This is a genomic window from Mesorhizobium sp. M0587 (assembly GCF_040320945.1).
Lineage (GTDB): Bacteria > Pseudomonadota > Alphaproteobacteria > Rhizobiales > Rhizobiaceae > Mesorhizobium.
Genome location: NZ_JAMYQP010000005.1, coordinates 1 through 16,319, shown reverse-complemented (window position 1 = coordinate 16,319; position 16,319 = coordinate 1). Strand labels below are relative to the sequence as shown.

Below are 16,319 nucleotides of genomic sequence, written 5' to 3'. Positions count from 1 at the left end.
TTTATTAGGTGGTGGCTGACCCGGCAGGGTTCAAGCCCCGAATTCAACGTGGAGAAAAAATTGGCCGTGGAGCCGCCCATCGAACAAAAGGCCGCAGAGGCAAAGCCGCTGCGTGCGGATGCGCAGCGCAATCGAGACCGGCTGGCCGAGGTGGCGGGCGCCGTGTTCGCGGAACACGGCATCGACGCCTCGCTGGAGGAGATCGCGCGCCGCGCGGGTGTCGGCATCGGCACGCTCTACCGGCATTTCCCGACGCGCGAGCATCTGGTCGAAATGGTCTACCGGCGCGAGGTCGAAGCGCTGTGCGCGGCCGCCGGCGAGCTCGCCCAAAAACATCCCTCCGATGTCGCGCTGGAGGAATGGATGCGGCGCTTCGTCGACTACATCGCCACCAAGCGCGGCCTGGCGACCAGCCTGCGCGTCCTGCTCAACACCAATTCGACGCTGTTTTCCGACACGTCGGGAAGAGTGTCGCAGGCGTTGCGGCAGCTGGTCGAGGCGGCCGTGGCCGACGGCACCATCCGCGGCGACGTCGATGCCTCCGACGTGCTGCATGCATTGGGCGGCATCTACTCGGCACCCGACACCAAGGACTGGCGCGACCGTTCGCGCAGGCTGGTGTCGCTGCTCATGGACGGCTTGCGGTTCGGGGCGGCCAAGGCGCGGTGAGGGCGATTTGGATTGGCTCTCCAGCCTGTGCAAGCGACCTCGCGGTGTCCCGCTTCATGCCATTCATGGTGAGCGCGCCGTATGCTAGAGGCGTGATTGCGGGACGGTGCTGATTTGCATGCCGTCCACGATTTGAGGGGCATCCGATGTATGTAGGCCGTTCCTACAAGGTGATCGATTTCGCGCTCTGGTCGCGGCGCAGCGTCATCTACATGGTGGTGGTGAGCGGACTGGCCGTGGCGGCCTACCGTCTGCCAGGGGTCACCGGCTTCTCGGTGCCATGGTCGGTGGTGCTCGTGCTCGGCACCACCGTGTCGCTCGTTGCCGGGTTCAAGAATTCGCAGGTTTTGACCCGCAGCAGCGAAGCGCTGCAGGCCTTTACGCAAATCACCGCCAGCAGCCGGTTGTGGTCCAATTTCTGCCGGGACTTCATCGACGCGCCGACGGCCCGGCAACTCATCTACTGCCATATCGCCTGGATGACGGCGTTGCGGTTCGCGCTGCGGCGGCCGATGCCATGGGAATCCATGGAGCGGGCCGCCAATGTCGAATACCGGCGGCGCTACCATGTCCAGGAGGATGCCGGCTCGATGGCGGACGAAATGCGTCCGCTGCTGGCCGAGCAGGCCGAAGGGGTCCTGAAGTCGGCTCAGCCGGCGCTAACGCTGCTCGAAATGCAGTCGGTCCAGGTCAATGCGTTGTTCAAGGACGCCAAGATTCCTCCGCAGATCTATGTCGAGCTGACGAAGCTGATCCGCGATTTCCATGACCAGCAGGCGCGCTGCGACCGCATCAAGAACAATCCGTATCCCCGCCAATACGCCATCGTCAGCTCGATGTTCGTGATGATCTTCTGCACGCTGTTGCCGTTCGGCGTCGTTCCGGTCTTCGCCGACATGGGCAAACTGGGCGGCGCGCTCGGCCCGGTCGCGATCTGGTTGACGATCCCGTTCAGCACGCTTCTGGGCTGGGCCTACATGTCCCTCGACCAGGTCGGCGAGAGCAGCGCCAACCCTTTCGAGGGCAACGCCAACGACGTTCCGATCTCGCAAATCTGCCGCGACATCGAGATCGAACTGCGCGCCGGGCTTGGCGAGGCCAACCTTCCCAAGCCGTTGCTGCCGGTGAATGACATCGCGACCTAGGCAAGGGCATCGGCGCCCTGCAAGCCCATTTTCACGGTCATTATGGGCGTTAAATGCATGCGTGCGTGCATGTAATCGGGAAACTGGCCACCGAGGCGGCACGCGCCGCCCGTGAGACCATTGCTGGAATGGTCCATCTGTATCGGGTGACCGCTATTGCCGGTCCGGCTGGATTTGCCGGCCGGAGATCGCCCTCAGCCAGGGCGCCAGGTGGAAGGCGCTCATCAGGAGGTACATGGCCGGCATGCCGGTAAGGGGCGAGGCGTTGGCGCCCATGCATAGCATGGCGCCGTCGCCACCCTGGACGCAGGAGAGCAGCGCCATCAGCGCGAAGGTCGGCGCGGCGGCTAAGCACAGCCAGCCGGCGACGCCGGGCGTGGTCGTGTTTTCGGGGAGGGCACTGCCGCCGCTTATGTGGATATCGCTCATGATGCTTGTCCGTTGATGGTTGGGCCGGTGCCGCGGCATGTGGGCATACCCCTCACCCCGACCTGCGGTCCGACCTCCCCACGAGGGGGAGGTACGGGGGGATCGCGCTGTCGCCAGATCCTTACTGGTCGTCCTTGTCGCGGAAGGCGGCCTCGCCGGCGGCGGACACTTCGGCCCACTTCTTGTCGGCGCCGGCCTCGTAATTGTCGTGCCAGTTCCACCACTGGTAGGTCGGGGTCTGGGGATAGCCTTCGGGCGAATCCTCCCAGACCTCCTGGCGGCCGAGCGGCGTGGCGTCGAGATAGCTCCAGACGGTGCCCATCTGCTCGTCGCCGCGGGTGTTGATGAAGTAGGTGCGGAAGACGCGCTCGCCGTCATGGATGAACACGTTGTGGCCATGCCATTCGTCGACGCCGAAATCCTTGTCGAAGCTGTCGGTGATCGTGTACCAGGGCATCTTCCACTCCATCCGCTTCTTCAGCCGCGCAATGTCGGCCTGCGGCGCGCGCGAGGCGTAGGCCAACGTGGTGTCGCGAGCGTTGAGATGGGCGAGGTGGCCGACCTGGTCGGCACCGAGCGAACAGCCGCGGCAGGCGTGGTCGGGCCAGCCATAGACGCCCGGCTCGAAGAAGGCGCGGTAGACGATCAGCTGACGGCGGCCTTCGAACAGGTCGAGCAGGCTGGCCTTGCCGTTGGGACCCTCGAACACATAGGCCTTGTCCACTTCCATCCACGGCATGCGCCGGCGCTCGGCCGCAAGCGCGTCCTTGGCGCGCAGCGTCGCCTTTTCCTTCACCAATAGCTGCTCGCGCGCGGCCTCCCAGGCCTGCGGGGAAACGATCGGCGGGGTTTTCATCGTGACGTGCTTGTTCATTGATCTTCTCCTTTGCCAGTCATTGAGCCGTTATGTGTCGTTGCTTGCTGTTCGAGGGGTAGAGTAGGGCGGTGAGGCGGAGAGGTGGGAGTTACAAGTGTGACGGGATTTGCGTCGGCCGGCCCGGCGCAGCAGGGATGGCGGGGCCGTGATGTGTGCTCGAGGTCATTGGAGGCAGGCATTTCAATTATCCCTTATGAGATGCTTAATAATAATACCTGAGATGCTCAGGCTAGCGAACGCCGACATTGGCGTCAACGGCGGTCACGCCGCCTTGGCCAGATGGCCAGGTCAGTATCGGCCGGTATGGCTTGCCGGATGGCGGTGTTGACTTAAGTTAGGGCGGCGCGGCGCGGGGCGGGAGTTACAAGTGTGACGGGATTTGAATGGACTCGCTGATCACGGCGGCAGGGCTGGCGCTGGCCGCGGGCGATCCGCTCGGCGCGCTCGACCGTGTCGCGTTGCGCGAGGACGCGCCGGCGCTGGCGTTGCGCGGCATCGCCATGGCGCAGCTCGGCGATTTCGACCGCGCCAAGGCGCTGCTGCGGCGGGCCGCGCGGGGCTTCGGCCCGAAAGAAGCGGTGGCGCGCGCCAGATGTGTCGTCGCCGAGGCCGAGATCGCGCTGGTCTCGCGCGCTCTCGGCTGGCCGACGAAGGCGCTCGACGCGGCGCGCGCGGCGCTGGAAAAACATGGCGACCGGCTGAACGCGGCGCATGCAGGGCACCTCAAGGTGCGGCGCCTGCTTCTGCTCGGCCGTCTCGACGAGGCCGAGCACGGGCTGGCAGGTCTCGATCCGGCGCTGCTGCCGCCGGCCTCGCGCGCCGCGCACGAACTCGCCATCGCCGGGATCGCGATGCGGCGGCTCAGGACGAAGGCTGCACGCGCGGCGCTGGAGCGGGCGCGGCAGGCGGCACGGCTCGCCGGCATTGCCGGACTGTTGGCGGAGGTCGACAGCGCCTTCCTGGCGCTTGAGGCACCCGCCGCGCGGCTGATCGCGCAAGGGGAGACGCGTCCGCTGCTGCTCGAAGAGGTCGAGTCGCTGCAGGCGTCGCCGTCGCTGGTCGTCGATGCCTTCCGTCATGGCGTTCGCGCAGGGGAAACCACGGTCTCGCTCGCGACGCGGCCGGTGCTGTTCGCGCTGGCGCGTTCGCTGGCCGAAGCGTGGCCGGGGGACGTATCGAGGGAGGAGCTCGTGGCGCGTGCCTTTGGCGGCAAGCATGCCGATGAATCGCACCGCGCGCGGTTGCGCGTCGAGATCGGCCGGCTGCGCGGCGAGCTGCGCGCGCTGGCGGAAATCAGCGCGACCAAGCGTGGTTTTATGCTTTCGCCGCACCAGGGGCGCGCGACAGTGGTGCTGGCGCGGCCGATCGAGGAGCGGCATGCGGCGGTGCTGGCCTTGCTCGCCGACGGCGAAGCCTGGTCGAGCTCGGCGCTGGCGCTGGCGCTCGACAGCAGCCAGCGCAGCGTGCAGCGCGCGCTGGAGCCGCTGGCCGAGTCCGGCAAGGTGCAGTCGTTCGGCCACGGCCGGGCGCGCCGCTGGATGACGCCGCCGGTGGCGGGTTTCACGACCACCTTGTTACTCCCGGCGCCGCTGCCGAATGGCTAGGAAGGACCAAGACCATGATCGAGGATCAGGACATGAAACATTCAGCGGCCGAAATCCTGCGCGAATACGGGCCCTTTCCGGGGGTGGACAGGGTGCACGGGGTGAGCTTCGACGGCAACGATGTCTGGTTCGCCTCGGGCGACAGGCTGAACGCCTTCGACCCCGAAAGCGGGCAGGCGCTGCGCTCGATCGATGTCGCGGCGCACGCCGGCACCGCCTATGACGGCCGGCATTTCTTCCAACTCGCCCAGGACCGCATCCACAAGGTCGACCCCGACACCGGCCAGGTACTGGCCAGCATTCCGGCACCCGGCGGCGGCCGCGACTCCGGACTGACCTGGGCCGAGGGAACACTCTGGGTGGGGCAGTACCGCGAGCGCAAGATCCACCAGATCGACCCCGAGACAGGGGCAATCCTGCGCACGATCGAATCCAACCGCTTCGTCACGGGAGTGACCTGGGTCGACGGCGAGCTGTGGCACGCCACCTGGGAAGGCGACCAGAGCGACCTGCGCCGCGTCGACCCGCAATCAGGCAAGGTTCTGGAGAAGCTCGACATGCCGGCCGGCATGGGCGTGTCGGGGCTGGAATCCGACGGCGGCGACCGCCTCTTCTGCGGCAGCGTATCGGACGGCGTGGTGCGGGCGGTGCGCCGGCCGAGGTAACGCCGCGGTCACCTCAAATTTGTCCATCCGCCGGCTGGCCGTTGCCTGCCGCCGGGCCTAGATAGCTGTCCGGCGGGCGGCTCGCCCTGGACATTTTGCAAAGGACCAACCATGCCCGAACAGATCACCTTGAACGACGGCGCCGCCATTCCCCAGCTCGGTCTTGGCGTCTGGCAGGTCGACCAGGACATCACCGCGCAGGTGGTAGGCTGGGGGATCGAGGCCGGCTACCGCCTGATCGACACCGCGCAGGGCTACCAGAACGAGGAGGGCGTGGGCGAGGCGATCCGCGGTGCCGGCGTGCCTCGAAGCGAGCTGTTCATCACCTCGAAACTGCGCAACGGCGCGCATCAGTCCGACGCGGCCCGGCGCGCCTTCGACGAGACGATGAAAAAGCTCGGCATCGACGAGATCGACCTGTTCCTGATCCACTGGCCGGTGCCCAGCCAGGACAAATATGTCGAGGCCTGGAAGACGCTGATCGAGCTGAAGCAGGCCGGCCGGATCAAGTCGATCGGGGTTTCGAATTTCAACCGGGACCATCTGGAGCGGATCATCGGCGAGACCGGCGTCGTCCCGGCGGTCAACCAGATCGAGCTGCATCCGCGCTTCCAGCAGCGCGGGATCAGGGAGTTCCACGCCCGCCACGACATCCACACCGAAAGCTGGAGCCCGCTGGGCAGCGGCCGGCTGCTCGCCGACCCGATCATCGCCGGCATCGCCCGCAAACACGGCAAATCGCCAGCGCAGACGATCATCCGCTGGCATCTCCAGCAGGGCCTGATCGTCATCCCGAAGTCGATCCACCAGGACCGCATCGCTGCAAATTTCGACGTCTCCGATTTCGAACTGGACGCGCAGGACCTGGAAACCGTCCGCGGCATGGATTCGGCCAGCGGACGGGGCGGACCGGATCCGGCGACCGCCGCGTTCCTGTTCTGAGGCGCGGGTCCTGGTTAGCAAAGCCGCCGCCGCCCCAACAGCCGATCTCCCCCCTCGTGGGGGAGATTGGCCGCTTGACCGCTTTCGCCAATATCAAACGGTTGCAGGAGTGAGCGGAACGCTGAAGCGCTCAATCTCCCCCCTCGTGGGGGAGATGCCCGGCAGGGCAGAGGGGGGCGCTGTCCCGCCGGCGTATCAGTCTGCCAAACCCGCCGCGATAGAAATACGTTGGCAGACATTGTCGATGTCATGAACGTCGGCCCCTGCGAGAATCGGCACTGAGGCTGGCGCTCTACGGCGCCCCCCTCTGTCCTGCCGGACATCTCCCCCACGAGGGGGGAGATCGGTTGTTTGGCCGCTTTCGCCAATTGCCAAACGTTGCAGGAGTGAGCGGAGCGCTGAAGCGCTCGATCTCCCCCCCTCGTGGGGGAGATGCCCGGCAGGGCAGAGGGGGGCGCTGTCCCGCCGGCGCATCAGTCTGCCAGACCCGCCGCGATGACAATGTGTTGGCAGACATTGTCGATGTCATGAACCGTGTCGACCCCATCGGCACTGGCTGTTGCTCTACGGCGCCCCCCTCTGTCCTGCCCGTCCTCCGCAGCAGCTGCGCTGCAGCTGCGGAGGGTGGACCGGACATCTCCCCCACGAGGGGGGAGATTGGCCGCTTGGCCGCTTTCGCCAATTGCCAACGTTGCAGGAGTGAGCGAGCGCTGAAGCGCTCAATCTCCCCCCTCGTGGGGGAGATGCCCGGCAGGGCAGAGGGGGGCGCTGTCCAGCCGGCATATCAGTCTGCCAACCCCGCCGCGATGACGATGTGTTGGCAAACATTGTCGATGTCGTGAATCACATCGTCGTTCCAGAACCGCAGCACGATCCAGCCATCCTGTTCCAGACGTTTCGTCCTGATCGCGTCGGCCATTGCAGGGTCTGCGTCGCCGTGCTGCGACCCGTCGACTTCCACGACAAGCTTCTTCTGCGGGCAGGCGAAATCGATGATGTAGCCTGCGATTGGGGATTGCCGGCGGAAGCCAAGGCCCATGAGCCTGTGAGCGCGAAGCTCGTTCCAGAGCTTCAGTTCGGCATCGGTCATGACCTTGCGCATCGATCTGGCGTTTGCGCGGTTCTGCGGGGGCAATGGTGTGTGAGGCATGGCTGTTTTCGATGCTGGCGGGCTTCGATTTGATAGAGGCTGGCGCTCTACGGCGCCCCCCTCTGTCCTGCCGGACATCTCCCCCACGAGGGGGGAGATTGGCCGCTTTTGCCGCTTTTGCTAATCTTCGTCCTCGCCTCTAAATCCCAGAGCCATCCAGCTGCTGGGCGTCGTCGCCTTCCCAGGGGGCGGGCATGGAGGCGCGGCTGAGGTTGGCCGAGGGGAGCGGCATCCAGCATTTCAGCTCCGGTTCGGCGTATTCGATAACGCGGCCGGGCGAGGAGTCCGACGCTCGCCAGCCTTCGCTGGCGAACTGGTCGCCGCGCGCCCAGTAGGCGAGGTCGACTTCGGCCGGCCCCTGTTCGGATGGGCGGACCGTGACCAGGATCCGGCTGCCGTCCCTCGGCGCCGTCGACATGTGGCGCCAGCGTTCGGGCTCGTCCATTGCATTTCTCCTCAGATGCCGATGCACTCCAGGCTGCGAGTGTCGCCTCGCGTCCGGGAGCGGTCAACCCGGACTTTCCGCAACAACGAGCCGCCGGCCGTTCCCTGCCGCGAACCGCGGCCGCCGTCGGTGAATTGGCTGTGCGAAATGTTGCCCGGGAATACGGCGCGTTGTCGGCTTCCGCCGGCCACATTCGTCCTCGGCAGGGCAGTGGACGCCCGGAACTGACGACCGACGCATACATCAGGGGAACTTGAAAACGTCGGTCGCCATCGGGGGCGTTGGGGCGCATCGTGTTGGGGACGCGATGCAAGGTCAGGCTAGGCGGATACCGGCCGTCTTCAAGCGGAACGCCGGCCCATGGTGAACGAAAGGTTACTATCCACAGGCATGCCTCGCTCCGGACCGGCGTGCGGCCAGCTGTGCGCAACAGGGCGCTGCCGGCCATCGGCGCTCGACGGGCCGCAGTCCGGTTGATAAGCCCGTCTGCGAAGGAGCGCCTGAGTCGAAATGACCGTTGCGATCGAGATGGGAAACACGACGGCGGGCGCCCCGGCGACGCTGGATCTCGAGGAATTGCTGGCGACGCGCCTGTTGGTGCAAGGCAATTCGGGTTCCGGCAAGTCGCATCTCCTGCGCCGGCTCCTGGAACAGAGCGCGCCCTGGGTGCAGCAGACCATCATCGACCCGGAAGGCGACTTCGTGTCGCTGGGCGAGCGTTACGGCCATCTGGTGATCGACGCCGAGGAGCATACCGAGCGCGGCCTGCAAGCGGCCGGCGAGCGGGCGCGCATCCACCGCGTCTCCACCGTGCTCAATCTCGAAGGTCTCGACGCCGAGAACCAGATGCGGCGCGCCGCCGCCTTCCTCGGCGGGCTGTTCGAGGTCGCCCGCGACCATTGGTATCCCCTGCTGGTGGTGGTGGACGAGGCGCAGCTGTTCGCGCCGGCGGTGGCCGGCGAGGTTTCGGACGAAGCGCGCAAGCTCTCGCTCGGCGCCATGACCAATTTGATGTGCCGGGGCCGTAAGCGCGGGCTTGCCGGCATCATCGCCACCCAGCGGCTGGCGAAGCTCGCCAAGAACGTCGCGGCGGAAGCGTCCAACTTCCTCATGGGCCGCACCTTCCTCGACATCGACATGGCGCGCGCGGCCGATCTGCTGGGCATGGAGCGGCGTCAGGCGGAGGCTTTCCGCGACCTGGAGCGCGGACAGTTCATGGCGCTCGGCCCGGCGCTGTCGCGCCGGCCGCTGGGGCTGCGCATCGGCCCGACGGATACGAGCCCGCGCAACGGCACGCCGCGGCTGATGCCGCTGCCGGAAGCAGCGCTTGAAGATGCGCGCGCCATCATCCTGGCTGCGCCACCGCCCGAGACGACGCGGCCGCAGCGCCGGGCGGCGGCGTCGCCCGACCTGCTCGACCAGCTGATGGCGGCGAAGTCGGCGGCTCTGGAAGTGCGCCCCGGACCGGCGGAGCCGACAATCAGCGCCGAGGACCTGGCGGAGCGCCGCGAGCGCGTCGACCGCGTGCTGCGCGCCGTGCTGGCCGAACCCGATGCGGGATTTCGCGTCATCGGCGTGCTCTACCAGGAATTCGTGGTGCGCTGCCGCATCGAGGGCCTCGCTTCCGTCGTGCCGGACCTGGCCGAGTTCCGCCGCATGCTGACGCGTGCCCGCGCCGGCCTCGGCTCCGAGACGACGCAGGACGACGCCTGGCGCGACGTCTCGGTGCGCGCCTCGCTGCTGCCCGAGGACATGCAGGGCGTGTTCATGATGATCGCCCGCGCGGCGAAGGAGGGCTGGCCGTGCCCGAGCGACGCGGCGATCGCCCGCGCCTATGGCTCGCATTCGCTGCGCCGCGCCCGGCGCCTGCTGACCTATATCGAGGAGCAGGGCCTCATCGTCTGCCAGCTCGACGGCACGGGAAAGCGCACCGTGACGCTGGTCGAACTCGCCTGGGCCACGGCGGCCGGCGACCCCAACGCCGGGGAGGCGGAGCAGGGGAGCCTGGCACTGTGAGGCAGTGAAGCGGCGCGCTGAGCACCCCAAACAGGCCGAACTCCGGCCCCGCATACCGAGGCAATGTCGGTCAGGCCGCAGATTTTGTAGAAATATACGAGGGACGCGATTTTTTACTAGAACAAAACGAGAACATGTGCTAGTCTATCCCACTGGTTGATATGGCGCATTCGAGCGGCTCATCATTCCCTGGCATCGCGGAGCCGCTCTAACTCTTTGTTTTCATGAAATTCCGGACGGGATAAACCGTTTCACGCTTGTCCTGGAATTGCTCTTTTTCCGGCAATTGCTCTAGGGTCGACAGATGGCAGAAGTTTCACAGATTCGCCTGTCCGGTTCGCCCGATGCGGCGCCGTCCGCGCTGGGAGCGCGGGCGTTGAAGGCCGCGCGTGACATGCTGTCGAAGGCGCGCCTGCTGGCTCGCGCCTGGAGCGAGACGATCGACGACGATGATCGCGAGATCCACGCGGTTTCGCTGACCCGCCGCGCGATGCTGGCCCTGTCCAGGGCCATCGGCGTTTCCCCGGCATTGTGTCCATCGCTCGCCTTCGAGACGGATGGACTGGACGAGCCCGCTTCGGCGCTGGCGAACAGCATCGGGGAAACCGCCGCCCGGCTGCCGATGCTCGAGGCCCTCCATCTCGTCACCAGCCTCTATCCGGTGCTGCTGCCGGCCAGGGCGCGCGGCGAACGCGGGGCGTTCTACACGCCGCCGGCGCTCGCCAATCGGCTTCTCGACCAGGCCGAGGAAGAGGGGCTGGACTGGCGCACCGCGCGGGTTCTCGATCCCGCCGCCGGCGGCGGCATCTTCCTGTTCCATGCCGCGCGCCGCATGATCGCGGCGCTCGGCGATTGCGAGCCGGCCTTCGCGCTGAGCCACGTCGGCACCAGGCTTGCCGGTTTCGAGCTCGACCCTCACGCCGCCGGGCTCGCGCAAGGCGCTATCGAGATCGCTCTCGCCGATGTCGCGGCCAAGGCAGGCCGCGCCGCCCCGACAATCGTGACGGCCCGCGATACGCTCGAGGCCGAGCCGGAGCCCGCCTTCGATCTCGTCGTCGGCAATCCGCCCTATGGACGTGTTTCGCTGTCGCCGGAGCTCCGAGCGCGCTATGCGCGTAGTCTCTATGGGCACGCCAATCTCTACGGCGTTTTCACCGATGCCGCGCTGCGCTGGACCAAGCCCGGCGGCCTGATCGCCTTCCTGACGCCGACCAGCTTTCTCGGCGGCCAGTATTATTGTGCCTTGCGCGGTCTTCTCGCCGGCGAAGCGCCACCGGTGGCGATCGATTTCGTGCATGCGCGGCGCGGCGTTTTCGAGGACGTGCTGCAAGAAACGCTGCTCGCCGTCTACAAACGCGGCGCCGGGGCGCGGCGGGCGCAGATCCACTATCTGACCGTGACCTCGGAAATCGAGGCCAAGGTCACCCGCAACGGCACGATCGCCCTGCCGGCCGACCGTGCCGCGCCCTGGCTTGCCCCGCGCACGCCCGCGCACAGCCGGCTGATCGCCCGGGCCGAGGCCATGACGCATCGGCTTGCCGATTGGGGCTATGAAGTGTCGACCGGCCCGCTCGTCTGGAACCGCTTCAAGGGCCAGTTGCGCGACCGCGCCGGCGGCAAGGGCGTGCACCCGCTGATCTGGGCGGAATCCATCACCGCCGACGGCCAGTTCACCTATCGCGCGCGCAAGAAGAACCACGCCCCCTGTTTCAAGCTGGAGGCCGGCGACGGCTGGCTGCTGGTCGAGCAGCCCTGCGTCCTCGTCCAGCGCACGACCGCCAAGGAACAGGCCCGCCGCCTGATCGCCGCGGAACTTCCCGAGACGTTCATCGAGGCGCATGGCGGCGTCGTCGTCGAAAATCACCTCAACATGGTCCGCGCGACAGGCGCGACGAAAGTGCCGGCGGCGGTCGTCGCGGCGCTGCTGAACAGCCATGTCGCCGACGATCTTTTTCGCTGCATCAGCGGCAGCGTCGCCGTCTCGGCCTTCGAACTCGAAGCGCTGCCGCTGCCGCCGCCGCGAAGCACCGGGGCGCTGGCCAGGCTCGTCGCGGCCGGTGCCGCGCGGGAGCGGATCGAGGCGGAATGCAATCGCCTCTACGGCGAGACCGGATGACGGCGCGTCCGCCCTATGCGAGCCGCGATCTCATTGCCGGGCGGCTGCCGCTGATCTTTCCCGAAGGCACGCCGAACCGCCTCTATTGCACAAGGGAACTTGCCGCCAGCACGGTGTTCGCCGCCCTCTATATCGGCGCCGTCGAGGGGTCCGGACGATATCTCGGCCCGGTCCATGTCTATCGCATGACCCGCGAGCAGGCGGCGTTGGCTGACGATGCCGACCGCGATGCCTATGCCGCGAGCGTCCTGCGCAAGAACGGCATCGTTACGGGAACACGCTGGTACGCCGACAACACGCGCGAGCCGATCCGCGACGAGACGCTGCGCGACGGCCTGGTGGCGATCGGCGCCATCGCGCGGCGCGAGGATCTGCCGACGACATCGGGCCAGCCGCGCTATGCGCTGAAGGCGGATTTCGCCGCTTTGTTCGATCCGGCGCTGGAAGGCGAGGCGCTGGAGGCGGCAATCGCCAATTTTCAGGAAACGCATCTCAGCAAGGGCGCGCTGGCCCGCGTGACCATCATGCGCGCCGGCGCCGCCGCCAACTCCGCCGGCATCCGCGTCACCTTTCCGAACGGCGAAACCAGGCTGCTGGCGCCAGGGCCGAGCTCGGTCATCGCGCAAGCCGTTATCGAAGTGTTCGCCAAGCGGTTCCTCATCGCTCCCGCCATGCTGTGGCTGAGCGAGAGCGGCAACAAGGTGGTCGTGCGCGACGACGCCATCGCCAGCGCGATCGGCCTCAGGATCGAGGCCGACAAGAACCTGCCCGACATCATCCTCGCCGATCTCGGCCACAAGGAGCCGCTGATCGTGTTCGTCGAAGTGGTGGCGACCGACGGCGCCATCACCGACCGCCGCCGCGACGCCATCCATGCCATCACCGACGCGGCCGGCTTTGCCCGAAAACAGATCGCTTTCCTCACCGCCTACCAGGACCGCCAATCCGCCGGCTTCAAGAAAACCGTCGCGCAACTCGCCTGGGGTTCGTTCGCCTGGTTCGTATCCGAACCCAACCAACTCCTCGCCCTGCACGACGGCACATCAGGGGCGCGCTCACTCGGAAGCTTGGGCTGGAGCGCGTAGGGCTAGTCTGGCGCTGGAGGTAGGCCGCATCTGCGGCGGCGAGGGCTGCTTTGTGCCACGAGTGGTGTCACCGAGCAGATATTCTGATGTCGCTTTTGGGGCCGCAACCTGATCGTCCGCGATTGGGAGCCACATGGGCTAAAGCAGCTGTTCCGGCCTTTCTGTCGGTTCTGTGATTCAATTTTATGACATCTTGCATGTCCGTTGCAACGCGAGCGGACTTTCGATGCCAGAGCAGAAAGATGCCGCCGAGCCTTGCGGCAGGGCGGCGTCTTTTGCTTTTCGCGATGTTGTCCCGATCAGGCCTCCAGGATAGCCACGATCTCGTAGGTGTCCGGATCGACGATGACGATGCGTCCGTCGGCCAGCACGAAATACTCGTAACGTTCATAAGCCGGGACGATCTTGACGATACGGGGTGGCAGCCGATGCAGGCGGATCTTATGCCGGGGCACCTCGACGCCGACCGAGATGTCGAAGCCGACATCGCGAACAGGCTGGACGTGGGTCTCGTGGATGATCTGCGTGATCTGCGTCTTCTGCTCGACCGTCACGTTGTTGATCGAGGCCGTCTTGTTCTGGTCGGTCTGGACGTTGGCGTTGCCCTGGGCGTTCTGCTCGGTGGCTGTACCGGTCTTACCTTGGGCATTCTGCTGGGTCGGCATCTTGGTCGTGCTCTGGGCGTTCTGCTCAGTGGTGGTGCCGGTCTTGCCCTGGGCGTTCTGCTGGGTCTGCATCTTAGTCGTACCCTGGGCGTTCTGCTCAGTGCTGGTGCCGGTCTTGCCCTGGGCATTCTGCTCGGTGGTCTTCATCTTGGTCTTGCCTTGGGCCTGCTCATTCGTCTTCGAACCCTTCGGGCAGTTGGCCATGCCGGTCTGGCACTTGGCCGTACCCTGAGCCTGCTCCTCGGTTTTGGTGCCAGCCTGACCCTGGGCCTGCTCATCGGTCTTCACCTTGGCCTGACCCTGGGCCTGCTCCTCGGTGTTGGCGCCAGCCTTGCCCTGGGCATTCTGCTGGGTCTGCGACTTCATCTTGCCTTGGGCCTGCTCGCCCGCCTTGCCGCCCTTCTGGCAATCGGCCTGGCCGGCGGCGCAATTGTCGCCTCCGCTCGGCTGCGCGGATTCGGTCTGCGCCATCGCGGCGCCGCAACCGACACCGAGCGCGATCATGCTCGTGATCAGAAGATGTTTCATCTGATTTCTCCTTGGACCTAGGTCCCTTCATTCCATAAACTGCAGGCGAAAGGCATGGTTCCGAATTCGCCCGCAAAACCCGGTGATGTGAAAACGCAGACAGCAATTTTGTCAGGAACAAGGCCCGGCCAATCCGCCGCCTTCAAGAAAACCGTCGCGCAACTCGCCTGGGGTTCGTTCGCCTGGTTCGTATCCGAACCCAACTCCTGGCGCTGCACGACGGCGCAGCCGGGGGGCAGTCCCTCGGAAGGTTGGGCTGGAGCACGTAGGGGCCTGGTTTGGGCTGGAGATGGACCGCGTATGCGGCGGGAGGCCTGCTTTGCGCCGAGGAGCGAACACGCTGCGGACCTGGCAGCACAAACGATCTCCATTGGCGATGGCTCAAAGCCTAGCGGTCTGGCATCGCGTTGCTCGCCAACAGTAACGATCCGATGTCTCCGTCAAGCGCAAAACGCTCGCAGTGCTCGCCGTCGGACTCGTCGATGAAGCTGTCGATGTGTTTGAAGCCGAGCTTCGCCAATATCCGCAGCGACGCGAAATTGCGTGCCGCCGCCTCGGCCGTCACCTGCTCAAGCGCCAGGGTTTCAAAGGCGTAGCGGAGGACTTCGCGCGCCGCCTCGCTGCCCAGTGCGTGCCCCCAATGCGTGCGCGCCAGCACAAATCCCAATGCGGCTGCCTTGGCGCCGGCTGCGCCGAAGGACAGGGTTATCGTCCCGATCGCGTCCGATACGCCTGCTTGGTCTATGGACCACTGGATCGCCTTGCCGTCAGCGAACCGCCGGCGCGAACGAGCGAGCCATCGCTCGCCTGCGCTTATGTCGTCGGGAACGGGATCGCCGGCAAGGGAGGCGGATTCGACATCCGTCGCGCGCGCAAACCATGCCGGAATATCCCGTTCGCGCGGCGCCCGAAGCACGAGCCTTGGTGTCGTAAGCTTGGGAAATCGGACTGCTTCCATTGGGGCATTTTCGACTGAGGCGGCGCCAATGCAACGGCTCTGGCAGACCGCGTCCACTAACCATCAATGACGACCGTAGTGCCGAGAGGTCACCACAATAATGCGCGGCTTCGAATTCGTCACCACCGATAAACTTCGCGGCACCGATTGCAAAGCTGCACACGTGGTGAGGGGGCGCGAGGGGGCTCGCCCGCATAAGAGGCAACAATGCATCCACAGAAACCGAGTGCTCCTCCAAAGGACGCGCCGAATTGGATTGATCTTCCCCGACACGACAAGACTGTGGCGAACACGGTCGTTCTGATTGATCAAGAACCGAACCTGATTTTCGTCTGGTGACCCGCTGAGGTCGGGACCGGGAGCAACGAAGCGAGTTCGACCTTGGCTGTCGCTTATGGTCGGCGAGCAGGGTGATCGCCACCAATCTTGGCGCTTGCCGCGAGGATTCCGGCGGCCTGTGCGGTCTGAACCAATTCCCAAACGCGATTGCCTAGCTAGGTTGATGGGGCCAATGTGGATGAAGCCCCATCCGTCTGCATTCAAGGCATGCTGCGATACAGATCCGCGGCCCAGTGGGGAACGCTCACCACTTGACCCGCAACCCCAGCGAGCCGGTCAGCGCATGACTATCGCCAAAGTCTTCCAGTGCCGTCCGGGCGATGGCTTCGCCGAATACCGAAAACCTGTCGTCGGCCCAGTTGATCGTGCCGCCGATGCCGAGGCCGCCCCACAGTTGCTGGTTGCGGTTCGAAAGGCTGCTGCCGGCGAGGTCGACCGAGGAGCCATCCTCGAAGTCATAATAAAGGTTGGCTAAGCCGTAGAGGTTCGTGTGGCCGGCGCGGCCCGAGCGGTCCTGCCATTGCGTCTGGTGGTCGAGCGAGAGGCCGAGGCGGCCGAGCAGGCTGTCGTTGCTGCCGGGGGTGACCCTCGCGCCGAAGGCGTCGGTAAAGGCGTCGAGGTCGACCGACGACCAGGCAAGCTGCGCCTGCGGCGTCAGCGACCAATTGGGATCGAGCATGATACGC

Annotated in this window: 15 protein-coding genes; 8 read left to right on the top strand and 7 right to left on the bottom strand. The window is 66.0% G+C overall.

The features are described from left to right. Positions 1-60 precede the first annotated feature (60 nt). Positions 61-669, top strand: a complete 609-nt coding sequence (locus NKI49_RS06075; RefSeq protein ID WP_352601520.1) for a TetR/AcrR family transcriptional regulator — start codon at positions 61-63, stop codon at positions 667-669. Positions 670-815: 146 nt separating this feature from the next. Further along, positions 816-1,814: a bestrophin family protein gene (locus tag NKI49_RS06070; protein ID WP_352601518.1), complete on the top strand. Its 999-nt coding sequence runs from the start codon at positions 816-818 to the stop codon at positions 1,812-1,814. A gap of 153 nt (positions 1,815-1,967) precedes the next feature. On the opposite strand, the gene NKI49_RS06065 is transcribed toward NKI49_RS06070, so the two are convergent. Next, complete coding sequence (locus NKI49_RS06065) at positions 1,968-2,243, bottom strand: hypothetical protein (RefSeq protein WP_352601516.1); 276 nt, start codon at positions 2,241-2,243, stop codon at positions 1,968-1,970. Between the two features lie 121 nt (positions 2,244-2,364). Beyond that, positions 2,365-3,117, bottom strand: a complete 753-nt coding sequence (locus tag NKI49_RS06060; RefSeq protein WP_352601514.1) for a DUF899 domain-containing protein — start codon at positions 3,115-3,117, stop codon at positions 2,365-2,367. A 386-nt stretch (positions 3,118-3,503) separates the two neighbouring features. Between NKI49_RS06060 and NKI49_RS06055 the strand changes: the two genes are divergently transcribed. The 3 genes from NKI49_RS06055 (at position 3,504) to NKI49_RS06045 (ending at position 6,331) form a co-directional block, all read left to right on the top strand. After that, positions 3,504-4,724, top strand: a complete 1,221-nt coding sequence (locus NKI49_RS06055) for a winged helix-turn-helix domain-containing protein (protein WP_352695571.1) — start codon at positions 3,504-3,506, stop codon at positions 4,722-4,724. A 32-nt stretch (positions 4,725-4,756) separates the two neighbouring features. Continuing rightward, positions 4,757-5,389 carry a Vgb family protein gene (locus NKI49_RS06050; RefSeq protein ID WP_352601510.1) on the top strand — a complete coding sequence of 211 codons (633 nt, stop codon included), beginning with the start codon at positions 4,757-4,759 and terminating at the stop codon, positions 5,387-5,389. A 111-nt stretch (positions 5,390-5,500) separates the two neighbouring features. Then, complete coding sequence (locus tag NKI49_RS06045) at positions 5,501-6,331, top strand: aldo/keto reductase (protein WP_352601508.1); 831 nt, start codon at positions 5,501-5,503, stop codon at positions 6,329-6,331. A 784-nt stretch (positions 6,332-7,115) separates the two neighbouring features. Here NKI49_RS06045 and NKI49_RS06040 read toward each other — a convergent pair. Both NKI49_RS06040 and NKI49_RS06035 read right to left on the bottom strand, forming a co-directional pair. Further along, positions 7,116-7,481, bottom strand: coding sequence for an endonuclease domain-containing protein (locus NKI49_RS06040; protein ID WP_352601506.1), 366 nt, complete (start codon positions 7,479-7,481; stop codon positions 7,116-7,118). A gap of 139 nt (positions 7,482-7,620) precedes the next feature. Continuing rightward, on the bottom strand, positions 7,621-7,926 hold the full coding sequence (locus tag NKI49_RS06035) for a hypothetical protein (protein WP_352695569.1): 306 nt from the start codon (positions 7,924-7,926) through the stop codon (positions 7,621-7,623). A 510-nt stretch (positions 7,927-8,436) separates the two neighbouring features. Here NKI49_RS06035 and NKI49_RS06030 point away from each other — a divergent pair. The 3 genes from NKI49_RS06030 (at position 8,437) to NKI49_RS06020 (ending at position 13,143) form a co-directional block, all read left to right on the top strand. Continuing rightward, positions 8,437-9,942 carry a helicase HerA domain-containing protein gene (locus NKI49_RS06030; protein WP_352695567.1) on the top strand — a complete coding sequence of 502 codons (1,506 nt, stop codon included), beginning with the start codon at positions 8,437-8,439 and terminating at the stop codon, positions 9,940-9,942. A gap of 304 nt (positions 9,943-10,246) precedes the next feature. Next, positions 10,247-12,058 (top strand): HsdM family class I SAM-dependent methyltransferase, encoded by a 1,812-nt coding sequence (locus NKI49_RS06025; RefSeq protein WP_352601502.1) that lies wholly within the window; start codon positions 10,247-10,249, stop codon positions 12,056-12,058. Then, positions 12,055-13,143 carry a BsuBI/PstI family type II restriction endonuclease gene (locus tag NKI49_RS06020; RefSeq protein ID WP_352601500.1) on the top strand — a complete coding sequence of 363 codons (1,089 nt, stop codon included), beginning with the start codon at positions 12,055-12,057 and terminating at the stop codon, positions 13,141-13,143. Before NKI49_RS06025 ends, NKI49_RS06020 begins: the two co-directional genes overlap by 4 nt. A 299-nt stretch (positions 13,144-13,442) precedes the next feature. On the opposite strand, the gene NKI49_RS06015 is transcribed toward NKI49_RS06020, so the two are convergent. From NKI49_RS06015 to NKI49_RS06005, 3 genes are all read right to left on the bottom strand, one after another. Continuing rightward, positions 13,443-14,336, bottom strand: a complete 894-nt coding sequence (locus NKI49_RS06015) for a DUF1236 domain-containing protein (protein ID WP_352601498.1) — start codon at positions 14,334-14,336, stop codon at positions 13,443-13,445. 388 nt (positions 14,337-14,724) lie between these two features. Further along, positions 14,725-15,252, bottom strand: a complete 528-nt coding sequence (locus tag NKI49_RS06010) for a GNAT family N-acetyltransferase (RefSeq protein WP_352601496.1) — start codon at positions 15,250-15,252, stop codon at positions 14,725-14,727. A 625-nt stretch (positions 15,253-15,877) separates the two neighbouring features. Beyond that, on the bottom strand, positions 15,878-16,319 hold a 442-nt coding region (locus NKI49_RS06005), incomplete at its 5' end, for an autotransporter outer membrane beta-barrel domain-containing protein (RefSeq protein WP_352695565.1).